Origin of the sequence: Rhodococcus sp. NPDC060086 (assembly GCF_042730275.1) — a bacterium.
In the GTDB taxonomy this organism is placed as follows: domain Bacteria; phylum Actinomycetota; class Actinomycetes; order Mycobacteriales; family Mycobacteriaceae; genus Rhodococcus.
Window position 1 is genome coordinate 19,170 of record NZ_JBHWWZ010000006.1, and the last position, 16,827, is coordinate 35,996.

Here is a 16,827-nt window from a genome sequence, read left to right on the forward strand (position 1 = left end):
GGTGTTCGTCACACGAGATCGCGCCGAAGCGGTGCCACGACGGCCGCTGCCGATGCCACTGCCGCGTACACCACCAGCACAAGGGCTCCGAGCAACGGCGTGAGCAGAGTCGTAGCCCCCACCGACATCTCCCCCGCCACGGTGTCGGTGAGGAACGTGAAGTCCGTCAATGCGGCCGTCGCTCCTCCCGGCATGTACGGGTACAGAGTGTTGAGGCCCGGAAGGATCATGAGGAAGGGCTCGAGGAAGTAGAAATACCCGAGCACGATTCCGACCGCCACGAGTTGGCTGCGGACGAGCGCGCCGATCCCCACACCCAGCACGGTGTAGATCGCCGCAGCCACGGCCACGCGGGAGAGCATCGTCGCAATGTCGCCTGCCGATGCACCGAGCTCGATCCCCGTCACGGCCGCGACGGACCACAGGGCAAGCGCCGACGACAATGACATCAGAATCCCGTATACGAGCCCGAAGGTACTGTAGACGAACAGTTTTGCGCCGAGAACAGCACCTCGCCGAGGAATCGCGAGGAACGTCGTACCGATCGTCTTGTGCCGGTATTCGCCCGTGATCGCGACCGTGCCGAACAACGCGGGTACGAACAGCAACAGACCGGTGAACCCGATCGCGATAGCCACGCCTTCGGGCGTATCGAGGCCGGGCATCGGCGGCGACGCATTCTCCGGTCCGGCAACCCCGAGCACGCCTGTGAGCCCGGCACCGCTCAGAACGGCTGCGACAATCGCCCACACCGGCAGGCGTGTGGAGAACAGTCGAGTGAACTCACCGCGGACTGCATTCTTCATTGCGCACCTACCTGGGTAGTGAGTCGAAGGAAAGCGTCTTCGAGGGTGTCTCCACTGGTGACGAGTTCGGAAAGGTCGCCCGTCCATGCGATGCGTCCGCGGTCGATGAGCACCACGTCGTCGATGGTGTTCTGCAGTTCGCCGAGTGCGTGACTGGAGATCAGGACCGTCCCGCCTGCCGCCGCGTACTCGCGAAGGTAGGTGCGCAACCACACGATTCCCGAGGGGTCGAGACCGTTCGACGGTTCATCGAGGACCAGCACCTCGGGGTCACCCAGCAACGCGGTGGCCAGAGAGAGTCGCTGTCGCATCCCCGTCGAGTATCCGCCGACGCGACGGTCGGCGAACCGATCGAGTTCGACCACCTCGATCACGTCGTCGACCCGCGTGGACGGGTACCCTCCGAGCGCGCAGTAGGTGCGCAGGTGTGCACGGGCGGTGGTCGCGGGGTGGGCCGACGCAATGTCCAGTACGGCACCGACAGTTGTCGTGGGCGACGCGAGATCCGCGTATGCAACCCCATCGAACAGTGCTGTTCCGTCGTCGGGTCGAATCAAGCCGAGAAGCATCCGTAATGTCGTGGATTTGCCGGCACCGTTGGGGCCGAGAAACCCTGTCACTCGCCCGGGTTCGGCGGTGAAACTCGCGTCAGCGACAGCCTCGATGGGGCCGAACCGTTTGGTGAGGCACTCGACTGCGATTCCGGTCATGGCAGCAGCCCTTCTGTCAGCGGTAACCTGGACTCGATGATGAGAACATTATCAAAGTGAGAATAATGGGGAAAGGGGCACGATGGACAGCGAACCGTCGATAGCCGAGGTCGTGCTGCATCCGGTACGCCTGCGGATCGTCCAGAAGCTCGGCGGCCGTGAGCTCACCACCGGAGCACTCCGCAAGGAACTGCCCGACATCACCCAGGCCACGCTGTACCGCCACGTCTCCGCCTTGATCGACGCAGAGATCGTCACGGTCGTGGACGAACGACGCGTGCGCGGAACCATCGAACGCACACTCGCTCTCGGCGAACGCATGGCGCACGTGGGGCAGGACGATCTCGACGCGGTCAGCGATGCCGAGCTCCGCAACGCCTTCCTGTCGTTCCTCGGCATACTCGGCGAAGAATTCGACAAGTTCATCGATTCCGGCGACCGACAACTCAGGAGATACCTCGGTTTCGGCACGACGCCGCTCTACGTCACCACCGACGACCTCGCCGAAATCCAGACCAAGTTCGGCGAACTTCTCGCGCCATATCAGGCCGAGAAAGACGGTTGCATGCGAATCACCTTGTCCACGACGGTGCTACCCACCACGCCATAGGCTGGCCACATCCTGCCGAATCCCGCATCACGGATCTTGCAGGAACTTGCCGCGACCGGAAGATGCACGAACATTGGCGTCGGACCGCGCTGGCATACTCGCCGCCATGAGCGAACCTCGGATCTACAGGCACGCACGATGACGGCCCGCGCAGGCGAGGCCTTCGACACAGATCGAGCCGTGTCGGACATCGAGTCCGCCCTCGCCGTTTCCCTCCCCACATCCGGGCCGACAACCGATGAAGGCGAACCGGTCACCGGCGAATGGACGGTCACGCGTGGAGAGGGTCTCATGCTGTTTCCCCTCTGGGAGAGCGACGACCTTGTGGGCGTGTACGCACCGGAATGGAACGACGCCGAGGACCTTGCCGAGGGCCATCTCACAGCGTTGGTTGCGGAGTTGGACCGCAGATGGGGTTCTCACCGAGAGGTGTCGATGGGTCCGGCCCTGTGGGAACGTCCCACCACGGAACCTTTCCGCACCCTCGTTGCCAAAGACTGTCTCGGCAGCCTGTCCGTATGGGGGCCGGTCACCGGGTCGAACTCCCGTTGGGTCGCAGTCTCTCTCAATCAGTGCGACGGGGACGCGCCGATGATCCTCACGGCACTGATCACCGACCGCCCGATCACTTCGCTCGAGTAACGCGGAATCCGCCAGCGGTCTCATACAGGAGAACTAACCGAAGTCCCTGATCTTGGTAGGATAGTGCCCGCTCAGCGGGCACTATCCCACCGAAACGAAGGTCGAACGACCGAGAAACCTCATCGGCTTGCGGTCGCCAGCGCACTGCGGACTGCGGCACGAACCTCCTCGAATCCACGGCCGGACTCGATCATCTCGGTGCCTTTGTGCAATAGCGCACTGATGAGGTCCGCGCTGAGCTCGGGATCTGCTGCCCCACTCTCGCGCAGTGCGTCGACGAGGGGCAGAACCAGATCGTCGTGCATCGCGAGCATGTTCTCGTCGGTGAATGACTGCGGCGTGAACGTCGCGAGAGCACCGACGATCGCATGCTCGCCCTCTGCTACCAATTGCAGGTTCACGTCGATGTAGGCCAGCACCCGCTCGCCCGGATCGGACACCTTGTCCATTGCTGCGACCACTCGGGCATTCCATCGGGGAAACATGTCCACGACGACCGCTCTCAACAGGTCGTCGCGGGAGCGAAAGTAGTTATACGCACTGGACCGAGCGAGACCGGCGCGGGCAGCGACCTCACCGAGTCCGGGCGCGTGCTCCGGAGCCTCGGCGAGGAGTTCGAGTGCGGCATCGAGGAGGGCTCGGCGTCGAGCGGCGCGATGTTCCGCGACGGTTGCTGCGGAAATCTTCGGCACCGAACCCACCTCTCACCGTTGTCATAACCGGTCAGTCGTGTGGCCGGAGCTTCCCATCGACCATTTCGAGCACCCGATCGCAGTGCTGGAGCACGTCGTGGTCGTGGGTGACCATGATCGTAGCCACTCCGACCTCATGGGTCTCCTTCGCCAGCAGTTCGACGACCTCATGGCTGCGCTTCCGATCGAGCGCCGCGGTCGGTTCGTCGACGAGAAGCAGTGACGGCCGTCCCATCAATGCCCGGGCGATGCCGACCCGCTGCCGTTCACCGCCCGACAGCTGGCCGGGTCGCCGGTCGGCGCGGTGACTCATGCCGACGGACTCGAGCAGTTCGTCGGGGTTGCGGACGTCGCCGCCGGTGATCTTCCCGACGAGCAACAGTTGGTCGCGAGCAGTCAAGGCCGGTAGCAGGTTGCCCGCCTGGAACACGAAGCCGATGCGTTCGCGTCGCAGTGCGGTCAGTGCCCGCCGGCCGAGAGCGGTGAGGTCGATGCCGTCGACAGACACGGTTCCGGACGAGGGCATGGTGAGGCCACCCGCGACGGCCAGCAGGCTCGACTTGCCGGCGCCTGATGGGCCGACGATCGCGACGAGTTCACCCGCGGGCACGGTCAGGTCGACCTTGTCGAGAGCGTCGACGGTGCTGTCGCCGTCGCCGAACGACAAGCTGGCGTCGGACAGTGCAAGTCCGGTGGTGGCGGTGGTGGTCGTGGTCATCGGCTCTCTCCCAGCGCAGCGAGTGGATCGATGCGGACGATGCGGACTACGGCCACGGCGGCACCGATCAGGCCGAGGACAATGAGCAGGAGCGCTCCTTGGAGGATCGGTCCTGATTCCAGAGCGAACGGCATGCCGGTGCCCTCGAGTCCGCTGCCGAGGCCCAGGCCGATGAGCACGCCGACAGTGACGGAGCCGACCAACACGAGCACCGCCTGCAGCAGTGCGTCACGGAGCAGGAAGCCGGTGGAGGCGCCCATCGCGCGGAGCACTGCGATCTCCCGGCTCCTCTGCACGGTCCAGATTGTGAAGAACGCGCCGACGACGAGAGCAGAGATTGCGTAGAGGAACGCTTGGATCATCGACATGGTCATCGTCTCGGCGGTGTATCCGGGAGACGAGTCGAAGGATTCCTCGAGAGTCTTCGTCAAGGTCCCGGCTGCGGCGTCACCGGCGGCGAGATCCGGGAGGACTCCGTCGACGCCTTGGATCGCGACGACGCTCGCCTCGCTGTATGCGCCGGCGGGGGTCTGTTCGCCGAGTTCGACGCCTGCGTGGATTTCCTGCCACGTGGTCAGCGGAACATAGGCAACGTCGACGTGGCCGAAGGTGCGCTTGTCCGCGGTGAAGCCGACGACGGTCAGTTCGGTGCCGAGTCGGTCGATGATGATGGTGTCGCCGAGAGCGACGTCGGCGTCACGTGCACTGTCGCTGAGGACGATGTCGGTGTCGGCGCCGAGTGGTGCGCCGTCGGAGGCTGCGGGCTCGAGGAACGAGCCGGGGCGGATGCCGAACAGGGTCAGGTCGACGGGCGTGCCGCTGTCTGTTTTCGCATTGACGATGGCATTGCCGAACAGTTCGGCGTTCGCCACGTCGGGGCGCGCACGCCAGGCGTCGGCTTGCTCTTCGGTGACGACCGAGCGCGAGAATGCCGAGTCGGTCTTGGTTCCTTCGGAGAAGGCGAAGGCCTGTACCGGGGTCCGTTGCAGTGCGGAGACGCCGTCGACGACAAGTCCTGAGGACAGGCCGGACAGGATCACCATGAGGACAGAGATGAGGGCGACGACGGCGCCCATCAGGAGGAATCGGGTGCGCGCGAACCACAGCTCGCGCAGTGCCAGGAACATAAGTGGATCTTTCGTCGGCGATACATGGGTACGCGCCGAAGAAGGCAGCAACTTGACGACGCGCTGTCGATATCTTATCGACAGCGTGTCGACATCCCACATCGGCTTCCACATCCACGGGTCACACGATCAGACCCCTCACACTTTTCCCTCCCTCGCGAGTGCAAGAACCTCTTCTTCCGTCGGCGGACTCTTGGGGTGGTAGGTCAGGCACAGCGGAGTCTGTGTCCTGCGGAACTCCGCACCCTCGATTGCGGCATAGAACTGCCCCGCTGGAAGCTTGCCGACGTCAGGCACCTGCCCGCCCTTCACCCGCGCCATCTCCTTGGCCGCCTCGATCTGGACCGGACTGTTGAGCAACCCGTAGAACTGGGTGGCGGCATTGCCGGGAATCCGGTTGTGCAGGCCTTTCGGAGACTGCGTCGCGAACACCAACCCCAGGCCGTATTTGCGAGCCTGCGACGCGAGCGCCAATGTGCTCTGCGTGCACGCAGTATTCGCCCCCGAGGGCGCGAACGTCTGCGCTTCGTCCATGACGAACAGACCGCCGAGCGGCCGATCACCGGCCGGGTTCTTCTTGATCCACGCGAACAGCGCCATCTGCAGCTGGTTCACGAACGCTTGCCGCTGGGAGTCCGAGGACAGGCCGGCCATGTTGATCACGGACACCCGCGCGCGGTACCCCGCTGCCGGTGTCAGGAGGACACCGGGATCGACGGGCGTACCTTCCCCACCGAACATCGGGTCGGTGGCCATGGCCGCCTTGAGATTCTCGGCCAGATCCGCAGCGATCCTCACCCCGTTCTTCATGCCACTGACGTCGTCGGGCAGGTCCTCGAGCAGGCTCACGAAATCCAGCACACCACTGTGCGGTTGTTCCCCGAAGTATTCGAGCGCTTCCCGCAGGACCGCCTGCGAATGCTTCGCCTTGGCCGTCTTTCCTTCCGCGAGCGCCCGTGGCGCAAGTGCGGCAACCGCAGAGTCGACGGCAACGTCGAACTCGTCCCGGTCGTCTCGGACGCTCGCGAAATCCGGAAGGGGTTGGAAGCTGAGTGGACGGCCGCTCGCACGTCGCGGGGTCCAGACCACCACCTCGGTGTTGCCGAAGTATTCCGTGGCCTTGTCCTGTTCGCCGGTGGTCCACGCCCGGGCGCCGTCGGGCCACTCAGTACCCAGCCTCGCCAGGTCGTTGTTCGGATCGAGGACGATCGACGAAACTCCTTGCAGAGCACACTCTTCCACCAGACGTCGAATCAGGACGGTTTTACCCGACCCTGACCCGGCGAAAATCGCAGTGTGCTTACGCAACGCTTCGAGCCCGACCCGTACGGGAGTCTCGTCTGCAACCGCGACGCCGAGCGGAACAGCAGGCACAGTGTCATCTACCTCAGCCGCCTCCGCTGTCTCGTCGGCCTTCGCAGGCTGCGACACCTCCCGGTCGACCAGTGCAGCGCCGCCGACCAGTGCAGTGCCATCGACCAGCGCAGTGACGTCGACCAGCGCAGTGACGTCGACCAGCGCAGTACCACAGACTTCCCCCAACGCGGCCCGGAACACGCTCACGTCGTGAGCGGGGCGGCGGGCGACGAGCCACTCGTCGAGGTATTCGGAGTTCTCCTCGAGCAGCGCGCCGAGAGCAGTGAGCGCTCGGATATCGTCATCGGGAAGCGGCAGCGTCTGCCCTCCGGCCGATTCGAACGCCTCGATGCTCTCGCGCGTCTTCGCGCCGTTGGACCATGGCGAGTTGCGCAGGAGGAACAGCCGCCGACCGGGCAGATGACTGTCGATACCCGCTGCAGTGCAGGACTTCTGGATTCGGTTGATCGCCGCGGTGGCGTTCGATGCCGCTACCGCACGGAACGACCAATGTTCCTCGTCCTCGGTCGCCGCATCGAGCGTGCGCCGTAGGCGCGCGTGCAGCGTCGGCTTCGTTCCCGAGATCGGATCGCGCTGGAATACACCTTCAGGTGCACCGGTCTCCCTGATCCACGCATCGAGCCCGGACGTGAGCAAGCGGGACACCACCTTGTCTTCGGTGGTGGTTCCGAAGGCCCCGCCGACCGTTGCGGTAGCCTTCAGCTCCACGAACCGGCGGTCGAGTGCAGCGAATTCCGAATCGGCGGCGGCCACGGGCACGCCTGCCCGATCGGTGGTGTCGACCTCTCCGAGCGTCGATAATTCGACGACTACGCCGAGACGTACGCAGTGGCGAAGATGCGCGTCGACGATCTGAAGCAGGCTCCGGGGCGTGAACTCGGGCGTCTCCTGCAGCGCACCTTCGGTCACCGGCCAGGTCGGATACGGAGGCTGGAAACCGGCCGCGTGATAGTGGGGTCGGAACCGCTTCTCGAGCATGGCGCGAGCGATATCCGGGGTCGGCAACCCTTTCAGAGGAGGACACAGGCGGAATCGATCGCGGACCGTGCTGACGGCATAGCGCTCGATCGTCTCCCACGCGCTCGGCGTGCAGGACAGGATCGACACCGTCCTGCTGAGTGTTTCCCGGAGCGACATCAACCCGTGGGCGATGTCTGCGATCTTCGAATCATCCTGGCTCGCACTGTCGTTACCGAGTTTCGTCTGCGTGGCCGCGATCAGGGTGTCGATCTGATCGACTGCGAGAACGGATGGACCGGTGAGCGCGAGGAGGCACGAGATGTCTCGCACGATCTCCCGCGGTGCCTGCACAGCAGAACCGAGGCCCCATTTCTGCCGCTCACCCGGAACCATCTCTTCCGTCGACTGCAGGTAGCCGTCGCCGATGTCCTGGAGCGTCATGTCGCCAGCGGCGTACAGCACGAGGGCGCGCAGTGTGCGGCGAGATTGTCGGATCTCGGAGGGATGTTGCGTGAACAAGGCTTCGATGAAGTTGTTCAAGGTGTCCGGATCGATGGATGCCTCACCGGCGATTGCTCGTCGATGTGCTCTCGGTACGTGCGCGATCGTGGCCAGTCGCCACAACAATGCCGACAGCTGGGTGGCATGCGCGGGCCGGCCGAGGTTCTCGAGCATCTGGACCAGAATCGATCGCCAGAAATTCGACAGCTCGGTGATACCGATGAGGAAGAAATAGCCCCCTTCGCTCTGCGCCTGCTCACGAACGTGCCCGAGCAGGTGGGTTTTTCCGGACCCGGCCTGCCCGCGGACAACCACACCGAGCGGGCTGGCCCCTGCACTGGAACGAGCGTCCTCGAACCCCTCCATGACGGTCGCGATCGTCGAATCGTGCAGCCCGTGCACGTGGACACCGCTCTGAGGCTCCCACACGTCCTGTGGAGTCGGAGCCCACGTCAGTCGCACCGACGCAAGTGCCTTACGTTCGACGTCGGTCATCCGGTTCTCGGTCTGAGTCATTGGGTCTCGATCGCTAGAGCGTGCTTGTCCTGGTTGCCGATGATCACCGCGGCAGCTCGATCCCGGGCGGTCAGCATCTTCTGGTTTTCGTCAGGGACCAGGTGGATATCCGGGAGTCGATACATGCGCACAAGCTCACGATCGAGATCGTCCTTCGCGATATCGGTCAGTGCCGAACGCAGGTCCGCCAGGCCCACCCACTTCCCGGGCCGGGACGCCAGTCGCGAATACACCTCGCGAATGCGACCCTCGATCGGAGCGGCACGCACGTCGGCTCGTGCCACAACGTCAGGTGCCTGGTTCTCCGGTGTCTTCTCGACCGGCGCAGGCAGGAACACGTCGGCGGGGCGCAGATCATTGCGCGCGAAGTGCCGTCCCAGTGACGAGAGCACGGTGTAGAGCGTGCGGGCCGCCGGGGTCGCGCGGGGCGGAGCTCCGGCAGACAGTAGCTCGTAGCACAGGGCCCAGCCGTTGTCGGCAAGCTCGTGCGTGAACGGCCGGGTCGAGGTGTTCGTGTCCACCAACTCGAGCCGGTTCAGCTTTCGTCTACTGTCCGCCCGCAGCTCCGGCCCGAGGGACTTCAGTTCGGTGTTGGTGACCGGCCGCGATTCGGCCATCAAGGTGAGCAGGACCAGAATCTCGGTCTGGGTCAGTTCGTCTGCACTCACTGTGCCACGCCTTTCATTGCCGCCGACCGGATCATCTCCTGATCGCGGCGTCGACTGGAGACATACTGTTCGATGGCGACGAGCACTGTCGCTACGTCGTCGAGGACTTGTTCGTTGGTGAAGCGGAGCACGCCGAATCCGTCGAGTTGCAGACGCACGTCACGGGACCGATCGGCAGCATATTTTTCTCGCAACCGGTGGTCGTCGCCGTCGACTTCGACAATGCATCGTGCGTCCGGCCACATCAGGTCGACCCGGATCAGCGGCCGGATCGGGGAGGTGCGATAGGTCGTGTTCCATTGTCTGCCGTGCGCCCACTCGCAGGCCTCGAGCGCCACTTCCAGTTTCTGTTCGGCTTCGCTGCCCGGGTGGGGGCGTCCTGCGAATGCGGGGTATCGCAGACGGGTCTCACCTGCCGGCAACGGCGCCGAGAACCGTGTCGCGGGTGTGGGCAGGGCAACCATGGGGAGTCGGTCGATCTCGCGGATCGAGTCACCCGTGATCCACACCGCTACCTTGCCGTGGTCGGCCAACCACTCACACGCTGCGACAAGCAGCTCCTGATGGCGGGCACCGGAGTCCTGTGGTGCGGTAACGAGCAGTGCGACATACGAACGCTGGTAGCTGTCCGCAAGGATGCGAATGAGACCGGCCGCACGCGTCTCCCGCGCGAATATCCCAGGTTCGGGCCGCGTCGCGGCCTGAGCCGCTCGAGCGAGGGCTGCCACGAACGGGCCGAAATGCTGACTGTTCGCCGCCAGCTTCCTGGCGAGGATGCGGACGGCACCGATCTCCAGCGAACTCCGCCCATCCATCGCGTCGGCGCCGGGAAGCCACACGGGGAACATTCGCAGCGCTGCGGTCTCGAGTTCGTCGAGGATGTCGTCGACTATCGCTGCCACGGAACCACCTGTCGCCACGTGACAGGTCAGAACAGCCGGTGCGTGCCCGAGGAGGAGATCGGGTGATGCCAGGACTGTCTCGCTGGACTCGAGACGAACGACGCGGTCCCGCTGCAGCACAGCCCACATATCGGACCCGTTGAGCGCACCAGCCATCACGGGCAAACCATACATTCCCGACACTCGGGACCAGCCGCCGCGGGTGCACCAATTGCGTCGCTGCTCGGTACCTGGGCTCTGCCGGCACCGCGGCATCGACGACATCACCCGGAGCAGGACTACACGCGTCGCTCCATTGCCGGCACAAGGTAGGACGATGGGCGAACGTAATCGTCGCACTCCGACTCTCGACGTACATCAGCTTGCGTGATCGAAGGAAGCGGCGCATCGGCAGCACCCGACACTGCAGAAATCGCCTCCGCGACACGCGGATCCGAGCGCAGCGCCGACTCCGCCGCTCGACGACGCTCACCCAGTTCCGCATGCGCGCGGCCGATCACCTGCATGAGGTGGGAAGCCAACATCGCCCCGCCGCCGTGCAGCGCTCGGTCGTCGATCTGCAGATCCTGCAGCGAGCCATCGGCACCCACCCTCACCGACACCGTCGCACTGCTCGCGGCGCCGGTCGCGGTGGTCAATGCGGAAACAAGCTCGTCGAGCTGCCCGGACAGCGGATCGATGTCCGAACCTGCCCCTCGACCGGATGCAGAATTCACAGCCCCCCTCACGTCACACCCACATGGCCGAGTTACCATAGCCGGTCATCCGCGGGGGCCGGATGCATCGGGGGGATACATGTACGTCGATACAGCATTGGTGCGGGAGTTCGCGTCGACGATGGGCGCCACAGGCGTAGAGGCAGGTGAGATCCGTACCGACAGCGGGTGTAGTTCCGTAATCGAAGGGCTGCCCGGGTCATCGATCGCGACCGCCGTCATGGTGCACGCTCTGCTGGCCCACACCGCACTCCAGCAGGTCGCCTACCAGCTCGCCGATGCCCGCGACCGCCTGATCGCCAGTGCCGAAGCCTACGACACCACCCAAGATGACACTGCTGCGCAGCTTGTTTCGGTCGACGGGTCCGCACTGTGGTGACCCCCACCGTCCCGCAGGTCCTCGCCTGGTCACCCGACACGCTCCAGTCCACGGCAACTGCGTGGGCCGAAGCCGCGGCGACCCTGGACAGTCGGTTCCGGAACGCAAGCCATGCCACTGCCGGGTCCTACACGTTCTGGACCGAAGGCGCAGGCGACACGATGCGCAACCATGTCCACGACGTCCTGTACCCAGGCCGTACCGCCGCCACAGCACTGGCCGATGCCGCGACCGAACTGACGACCCACGCCGGGCGGCTGCAGGATGCGGTAGAAACAACGGCCGCCCACGTCCACAGCGCACAGGCGTCCGGATTCTCGGTCGCCGACGACGGCACCGTGACGCCACCGCCGCCTGTGGTATCGGGCGCGCCGGACTCGAGCGGATCCCAGGTCGTCATCCAGATGGCCGCGTTGAGCCAACGCGCAAACATCCTGACCAGGATCATCACCGCGGATCTCGTAGCAGTCGAGACCGCCGACACCGCTGCCTCTATCGCCGTCGCCGACGCTTTCTCCACGATACGACGCGACGGGGACCTCGATCCACGCCTGCTCACCCACTACGAAAGTCTGGCCCGATCGGATGCGGCCGGCGATGGTGCCGCAGCACGCGACGGCACCCTGACACCCGAGGATCATCAGCGGATCGGCGACATCCTCATTGCCACCCAGCTCTCCCCTGCCCAGTTGGAAGCGCTCGCGCGCGGGGACACCGTCGACAACGTGCCGACGGTCGCGTTGAACTACTTGCGCGACTTCTACCGCGAGGCAGGCACGGACGGCCTCCTCGATGTCGCCGAGGTTCTGCGTGCCCGCGAGGAATCCGGCGACGAGGATGCAGCGTCCCGACTCGATGCACTCGCCAACGGACTACTCACGGTCTCGAACGAGAATGTCGGAGACGGCAACACGACCGGGGGCTACGAGTTCGTTCCGGATAGCCTGCGCGATACTCTATCTCGCATCAACGAGACGAGCGATGAGGCTCGGTTCTCGGGAGACTACTTCGACGACGTGTATACCGACCACCGGCTCGCCGGCGTGGCCGCGCTTCTCGGTGAGGCCAATCCCGGCGTTGTTCCCGGCAAGGAATTCGCGAACGAACTGGACCACGCGGCCTCACGCCTGATCGACATCTCCTCGGGCACAGATGGTCTCTACCGAGATGCGTATGAACCTGTTGCAGAGAAGTTCCTGGACATCGGACTGCGGAACGAGGACGCCTCCTACGAACTGCTCACCGCATCCGACAACACCCGAACGTTGATGCCGCTGTTCGAGCATGATTGGGACGACGACGGAGCCACACTCGGCCGTCTCGTCGACTGGATCCCCGAAGACTCCGTGGTGACCGACCCCGACGACACCATCCGTGCCGAACGCGCAGGAGAGGCAGCGCACTCGCTCGCGCTGATGCTGTCATCGTCGGGTTCCGAATCTCCCGTCGCCTTCACCGATGCGGACAACACCAATCCCTACGGAAGACTGATGGACATACCCGGGGTCGGCGATGGGAGATCTTCTCTCGGAGAGGTCAACCCGGAACTGACACAATCGATCGCCGGAGCCATGTCGCCCTACGTGATCGATATGGTGACCGACGATCCGCGACTGGCCTACCACGACAGCTTCGACAGCCTGGGTCCGGTCGAAACCACGCGCATCTTCTCACTGCTCGACAGCGACCCGCACGCAGGAACACTCATCAGCGGGCATGCGCTCGCGGCGGCAGACGAGATCGACCGCGCGTTCGCTCGCTCGGACGTCGATCCACCACCGATCACCCTCGGCGAAACCTCCGGGAGACTCCGCGCAGTGGTGGAGGGCGGTCTCAGGACCGAACTCGGCGACAGGTTGAGCGACTCCGACGAAGCGAAATCCGACCGCGCCGCAACACGCGCCGGGCATTTCGGAGCCGGGCAAGCGATCACCGCCACCGGGTTGAGCTACCTGCCTCCGCCGTGGGGCATTGCGGCGTCTGGCGCTGTCTACACCGCCGGAGCGTTGGTCTCGGGCGACATCATCGATGCCAACGGCAACCTCACCGACCGGTTCTCCGAGTCGCCGGAGGCTCGTTTCCGGCTCAGCCAATACGAAGCCGGTCCTGACCAGATTCGTATGACAGACAACGAGATCAAGTACACAATCCTCACCGAACTCGTCGACTCGGGCCGAGTTCCGGTTACTGACCTCCCACCCGAAGCTAGTCGATCTGGCACCTTGATTTCATACGGGGAACTTATGGACGGACACACCGAGGACAAGCAGGAGCTGCGGAACGTCGAGCGCGTCAGGCGAAGCATCTTTGACGAGACTCCGGGAACCTTCGAACGTGCAGGCATTCGCCATGTCGACGAGTACGTTGGCCAGCACACAACAGCTGTCAACGCATACTACGACAATATCTTCCACAATTCCGATGACCAACGAGTATTCGAGTCCGTCTTCCTCGGCAACGGGGAGCCCACCCGGATGAGCAGGTGGCCCGTATGAAAACAGGATTCACCACGCGGCTCGTATGGCTGCTTGCTGCATCAATGTTGACCGGATGCACCTCGACCCCCACAGACAGCGACAGGAAGTCCCCATCCGAGAACTCGAGGACCACGGAAACGTTCACGTCGGGGTCATACACCGTTCCCGAGAACAGGCGTACTTCCACCATCATCTGGTCCGCTGAACCGGGAATCGATCTATTCGGCAATAAAGCCACCCTCGCACGCGCAGCCATCGAAGCCGACGCGATCGCCCTTGCCAACCCCATCACCGCCAGCTACCCGGGATTCGCGCGGACCATCGACCAAGAGACAAAAGATCAATACCTCGAGTTCCCCGCAACCCATCACATCGAGGTCGGCACCGGCTACTTCCACATCATGCGCATCGAACCCACCGACACCGGCTTCATCGCACACACCTGCTACCAAACATCCAACATCGCAGTGAAGAACATCGACGCCCGCTACAGCCGCACCGTAACAACAGGTCACTCCAACTTGAAATTCGTGTTCGAACGAACCCCCACCGACGACGCATCACTAGCAGCGACCTCACCCACCGAACCCACCTCTACCCCACCTATCGACAGCACTGGGCAGCCACAATGGCAAGCCCCCACCTACGACGTCTTCGCCGGCTGGAACATCAACATCGACGGCTCCTCCGGACGCGACCACACACAGGCCTGCCGACAATGGGGACACCAATACGCGCCCGATGCGATCGAAAACGAACATTTCATTCTCACGACCGACACTCCGCCCGACACCCTGCCGGCATATCCGGGATGGTGAACGCGCACTTAACGTCTCTCCTATCTGAAAACAGGAGACTCCCAGCTCAGACCGCACCCGAACCACCACCCGGAGGAGGCGGATCCCAGTGACCTACGTCGTCGACACCGGTGTGGCCACGCTCCGCCACAGCCAGAATCACTCTGGCAGCGTTCCGATCCCGACACCCCGAAAACCCACAGGTATCGCACCGGAAAACTCGTTCCCCGAGTCCGAGGGGTTGCTTGGCTCTCGCGAAACACCCCGAACACGTCATCGTCGTATACGCGGGCCGCACCAACACCACCTTCCGGCCGGCCCGCCTGCCACGTTCGACAAGTTCCCGTTTCATGGTCGCGATCGCCGCATCCGCAGCCTTGCGCGCCATCGTCGTTTTCGCGAGGAACTTCGGCTTGAAATCCTCCACCGCCAGCAACTGATGCTCGTCCACGACCCGCTTGGCCCAGGCTCGTCCGTCGTGCCGGTTCTGCCGGGCCGCTTTCGTGTGCACCTTCGCGGCCTGTCTGCGGGCCCGCTGGTAGCCCTTCGACGGCGCCTGCCCCTTCCCACGCCGACGCCGCGCCATCCGTTTCTGGGATTTCGCCAACTCCGCCGCGCAGCGTTTCCGATATTCGGCATGTGGCAGATCGAACTCCTCGTAGGTGGCGGTCGCGGTCCGGGTCACGCCCCAGTCGATCCCGACAGCACTGTCGTCGTCGAGCACCGGAATCGGTTGCCTCGCACGGGTCACCACGAACGACGCATACCAGTGCCCGAGCGAATCACGCGTGATGCGCACACTCGACGGTTCCGACGGCAGATCCCGGGACCACACCACCGGCATCGTCACACCTTTGGGCAGCACCAGCTGCTCGTGGCGGATCCGGAAACCTCGTTGGGTGTATTCGAGCGACGGCAAGGTTTTTTTTCGGGCCTTGAAGCGGGGGCGACCGCGGCCTTTGACGGTGAACGAGGCGTCCAGGGCCTGCGCGTAGGTGCGGAGCATCTGCTGCTGTGCGACTTGGGAGCCGTCCCGCAACCAGGACGAGCGACCTCGGGTCTCGGTCAGCATTGTGCTGAGTTTCGTGAAGTTCGGTTTCCGGCCGGTTTTGAATTGGTGGACTGCTTCGTTCCACAGGAATCGGCAGCGGTGCCGTTCCTCGATCAGGGCACGTTCGGCGAGTGCGCCCGGCCGCAGTCGGTAGTTGTAACGCACCACCTCGGTCCCCATGCTCGGTACCGTAACCGGACCCACCGACAAGGTTTTTCGACCCGATTCGGTTGCTCCACGCAGCCCACCTTGTGGAAGGAGGACGGCGCTTCCTTTCCCTCGTGAACGAGGGAGTATCCGCGCCGAACACCAGATGACATCTGCACCGAGAATGACCGTCCTGCTCGCTGCGCTGACCGTCGCAGCGTGCAGCACCCCAGACGAACCTGCCGAACCTGCCGAACCCGAGACGCCCACAACAACGGCTTCGTCACACGCATACACAGTGCCGGAGAACCGGCACACGTCCACCATCATCTGGTCCGCCGAACCTGGCATCGATCTATTCGGCAACGAAGCCACCCTCGCACGCGCCGCAATCGAGGCCGACGCGATCGCCCTCGCTAACCCCATCACCGCCAGCTACCCGGGATTCGAGCGGGCCATCGACCAAGAGACAAAGGACCAGTACGAAGAATTACCGCGCGATACAACACAACACATCGGAACGGGACGCTTCCACATCATGCGCATCGAACCCACCGACACCGGCTTCATCGCACACACCTGCCGCCAGATGGCCAACGTCGCGGTGGAGGGAACCGTCGGCCAGTACAACCGCTCCGTCACGACCGGCGAGCACAATCCAAGGTACGTCTTCGAACGAACGTCCCCGGATGCCGCATCAATACAGCCACCAGAGCCTCGCGCCACGCCACCTGCAGACCTCAGCGGGCAACCACAATGGCAAGCCCCCACCTACGACGTCTTCACCGGCTGGAACATCAATATCGACGGCTCCTCCGGACGCGACCACACCCACGCCTGCCGACAATGGGGACACCAATACGCGCCCAACGCCATCGAAAACGAATACTTCATCCTCACGACCAACACCCCACCCGACACCCTGCCGGCCTACCCCGGATGGTGAACGGCACTCGAGTTACTCATCCGCAGGGTCCGACATCGTTGCCCAGGATTCGAGCGACGACCCGGCGACGTTCCACGATCAGCAC

16 protein-coding genes are annotated in these 16,827 nt (G+C 64.1%); 6 read left to right on the forward strand and 10 right to left on the reverse strand.

All coding sequences use genetic code 11. The features are described 5' to 3' along the window. Window positions 1-8: 8 nt before the first annotated feature. Together ACFWB0_RS05765 and ACFWB0_RS05770 are read right to left on the reverse strand one after the other, a co-directional pair. On the reverse strand, window positions 9-806 hold the full coding sequence (locus ACFWB0_RS05765; RefSeq protein ID WP_378489478.1) for a hypothetical protein: 798 nt from the start codon (window positions 804-806) through the stop codon (window positions 9-11). Continuing rightward, on the reverse strand, window positions 803-1,516 hold the full coding sequence (locus ACFWB0_RS05770) for an ABC transporter ATP-binding protein (protein ID WP_378489479.1): 714 nt from the start codon (window positions 1,514-1,516) through the stop codon (window positions 803-805). The genes ACFWB0_RS05765 and ACFWB0_RS05770 overlap by 4 nt, the downstream gene beginning before the upstream one ends. Window positions 1,517-1,598: 82 nt before the next feature. Here ACFWB0_RS05770 and ACFWB0_RS05775 point away from each other — a divergent pair, with 82 nt between their 5' ends. Further along, on the forward strand, window positions 1,599-2,126 hold the full coding sequence (locus ACFWB0_RS05775) for a helix-turn-helix domain-containing protein (RefSeq protein ID WP_378489480.1): 528 nt from the start codon (window positions 1,599-1,601) through the stop codon (window positions 2,124-2,126). A gap of 138 nt (window positions 2,127-2,264) precedes the next feature. Beyond that, window positions 2,265-2,768: a hypothetical protein gene (locus ACFWB0_RS05780; RefSeq protein WP_378489481.1), complete on the forward strand. Its 504-nt coding sequence runs from the start codon at window positions 2,265-2,267 to the stop codon at window positions 2,766-2,768. 119 nt (window positions 2,769-2,887) lie between these two features. Here ACFWB0_RS05780 and ACFWB0_RS05785 read toward each other — a convergent pair whose 3' ends face one another. The 7 genes from ACFWB0_RS05785 to ACFWB0_RS05815 form a co-directional block, all read right to left on the reverse strand. Further along, window positions 2,888-3,460, reverse strand: coding sequence for a TetR/AcrR family transcriptional regulator (locus tag ACFWB0_RS05785; protein ID WP_378489482.1), 573 nt, complete (start codon window positions 3,458-3,460; stop codon window positions 2,888-2,890). Window positions 3,461-3,491: 31 nt separating this feature from the next. Further along, window positions 3,492-4,178, reverse strand: coding sequence for an ABC transporter ATP-binding protein (locus ACFWB0_RS05790; protein WP_378489483.1), 687 nt, complete (start codon window positions 4,176-4,178; stop codon window positions 3,492-3,494). After that, the gene (locus tag ACFWB0_RS05795) at window positions 4,175-5,305 is read right to left on the reverse strand and encodes an ABC transporter permease (protein ID WP_378489484.1); all 1,131 of its coding nucleotides are present in this window, start codon (window positions 5,303-5,305) and stop codon (window positions 4,175-4,177) included. Before ACFWB0_RS05795 ends, ACFWB0_RS05790 begins: the two co-directional genes overlap by 4 nt. A gap of 138 nt (window positions 5,306-5,443) precedes the next feature. Beyond that, window positions 5,444-8,638: a helicase HerA domain-containing protein gene (locus ACFWB0_RS05800; RefSeq protein WP_378489589.1), complete on the reverse strand. Its 3,195-nt coding sequence runs from the start codon at window positions 8,636-8,638 to the stop codon at window positions 5,444-5,446. A 17-nt stretch (window positions 8,639-8,655) separates the two neighbouring features. Further along, window positions 8,656-9,327, reverse strand: coding sequence for a hypothetical protein (locus ACFWB0_RS05805; RefSeq protein WP_378489485.1), 672 nt, complete (start codon window positions 9,325-9,327; stop codon window positions 8,656-8,658). Then, window positions 9,324-10,229, reverse strand: coding sequence for an endonuclease domain-containing protein (locus ACFWB0_RS05810; protein ID WP_378489486.1), 906 nt, complete (start codon window positions 10,227-10,229; stop codon window positions 9,324-9,326). Before ACFWB0_RS05810 ends, ACFWB0_RS05805 begins: the two co-directional genes overlap by 4 nt. A gap of 278 nt (window positions 10,230-10,507) precedes the next feature. Further along, on the reverse strand, window positions 10,508-10,945 hold the full coding sequence (locus tag ACFWB0_RS05815) for a YbaB/EbfC family nucleoid-associated protein (protein ID WP_378489487.1): 438 nt from the start codon (window positions 10,943-10,945) through the stop codon (window positions 10,508-10,510). A gap of 79 nt (window positions 10,946-11,024) precedes the next feature. On the opposite strand from ACFWB0_RS05815, the gene ACFWB0_RS05820 reads away from it, so the two are divergent. From ACFWB0_RS05820 to ACFWB0_RS05830, 3 genes are read left to right on the forward strand one after another with little or no spacing between them, the layout of a single operon-like run. After that, window positions 11,025-11,324 (forward strand): hypothetical protein, encoded by a 300-nt coding sequence (locus tag ACFWB0_RS05820; protein WP_378489488.1) that lies wholly within the window; start codon window positions 11,025-11,027, stop codon window positions 11,322-11,324. Next, on the forward strand, window positions 11,321-13,819 hold the full coding sequence (locus ACFWB0_RS05825; RefSeq protein WP_378489489.1) for a hypothetical protein: 2,499 nt from the start codon (window positions 11,321-11,323) through the stop codon (window positions 13,817-13,819). Before ACFWB0_RS05820 ends, ACFWB0_RS05825 begins: the two co-directional genes overlap by 4 nt. Beyond that, on the forward strand, window positions 13,816-14,619 hold the full coding sequence (locus ACFWB0_RS05830; protein WP_378489490.1) for a hypothetical protein: 804 nt from the start codon (window positions 13,816-13,818) through the stop codon (window positions 14,617-14,619). Before ACFWB0_RS05825 ends, ACFWB0_RS05830 begins: the two co-directional genes overlap by 4 nt. A 46-nt stretch (window positions 14,620-14,665) precedes the next feature. On the opposite strand, the gene ACFWB0_RS05835 is transcribed toward ACFWB0_RS05830, so the two are convergent. Then, on the reverse strand, window positions 14,666-15,829 hold the full coding sequence (locus tag ACFWB0_RS05835; protein WP_378489491.1) for an RNA-guided endonuclease InsQ/TnpB family protein: 1,164 nt from the start codon (window positions 15,827-15,829) through the stop codon (window positions 14,666-14,668). A 151-nt stretch (window positions 15,830-15,980) separates the two neighbouring features. On the opposite strand from ACFWB0_RS05835, the gene ACFWB0_RS05840 reads away from it, so the two are divergent. Continuing rightward, the gene (locus tag ACFWB0_RS05840; protein ID WP_378489492.1) at window positions 15,981-16,742 is read left to right on the forward strand and encodes a hypothetical protein; all 762 of its coding nucleotides are present in this window, start codon (window positions 15,981-15,983) and stop codon (window positions 16,740-16,742) included. The last annotated feature ends 85 nt before the right edge of the window (window positions 16,743-16,827 follow it).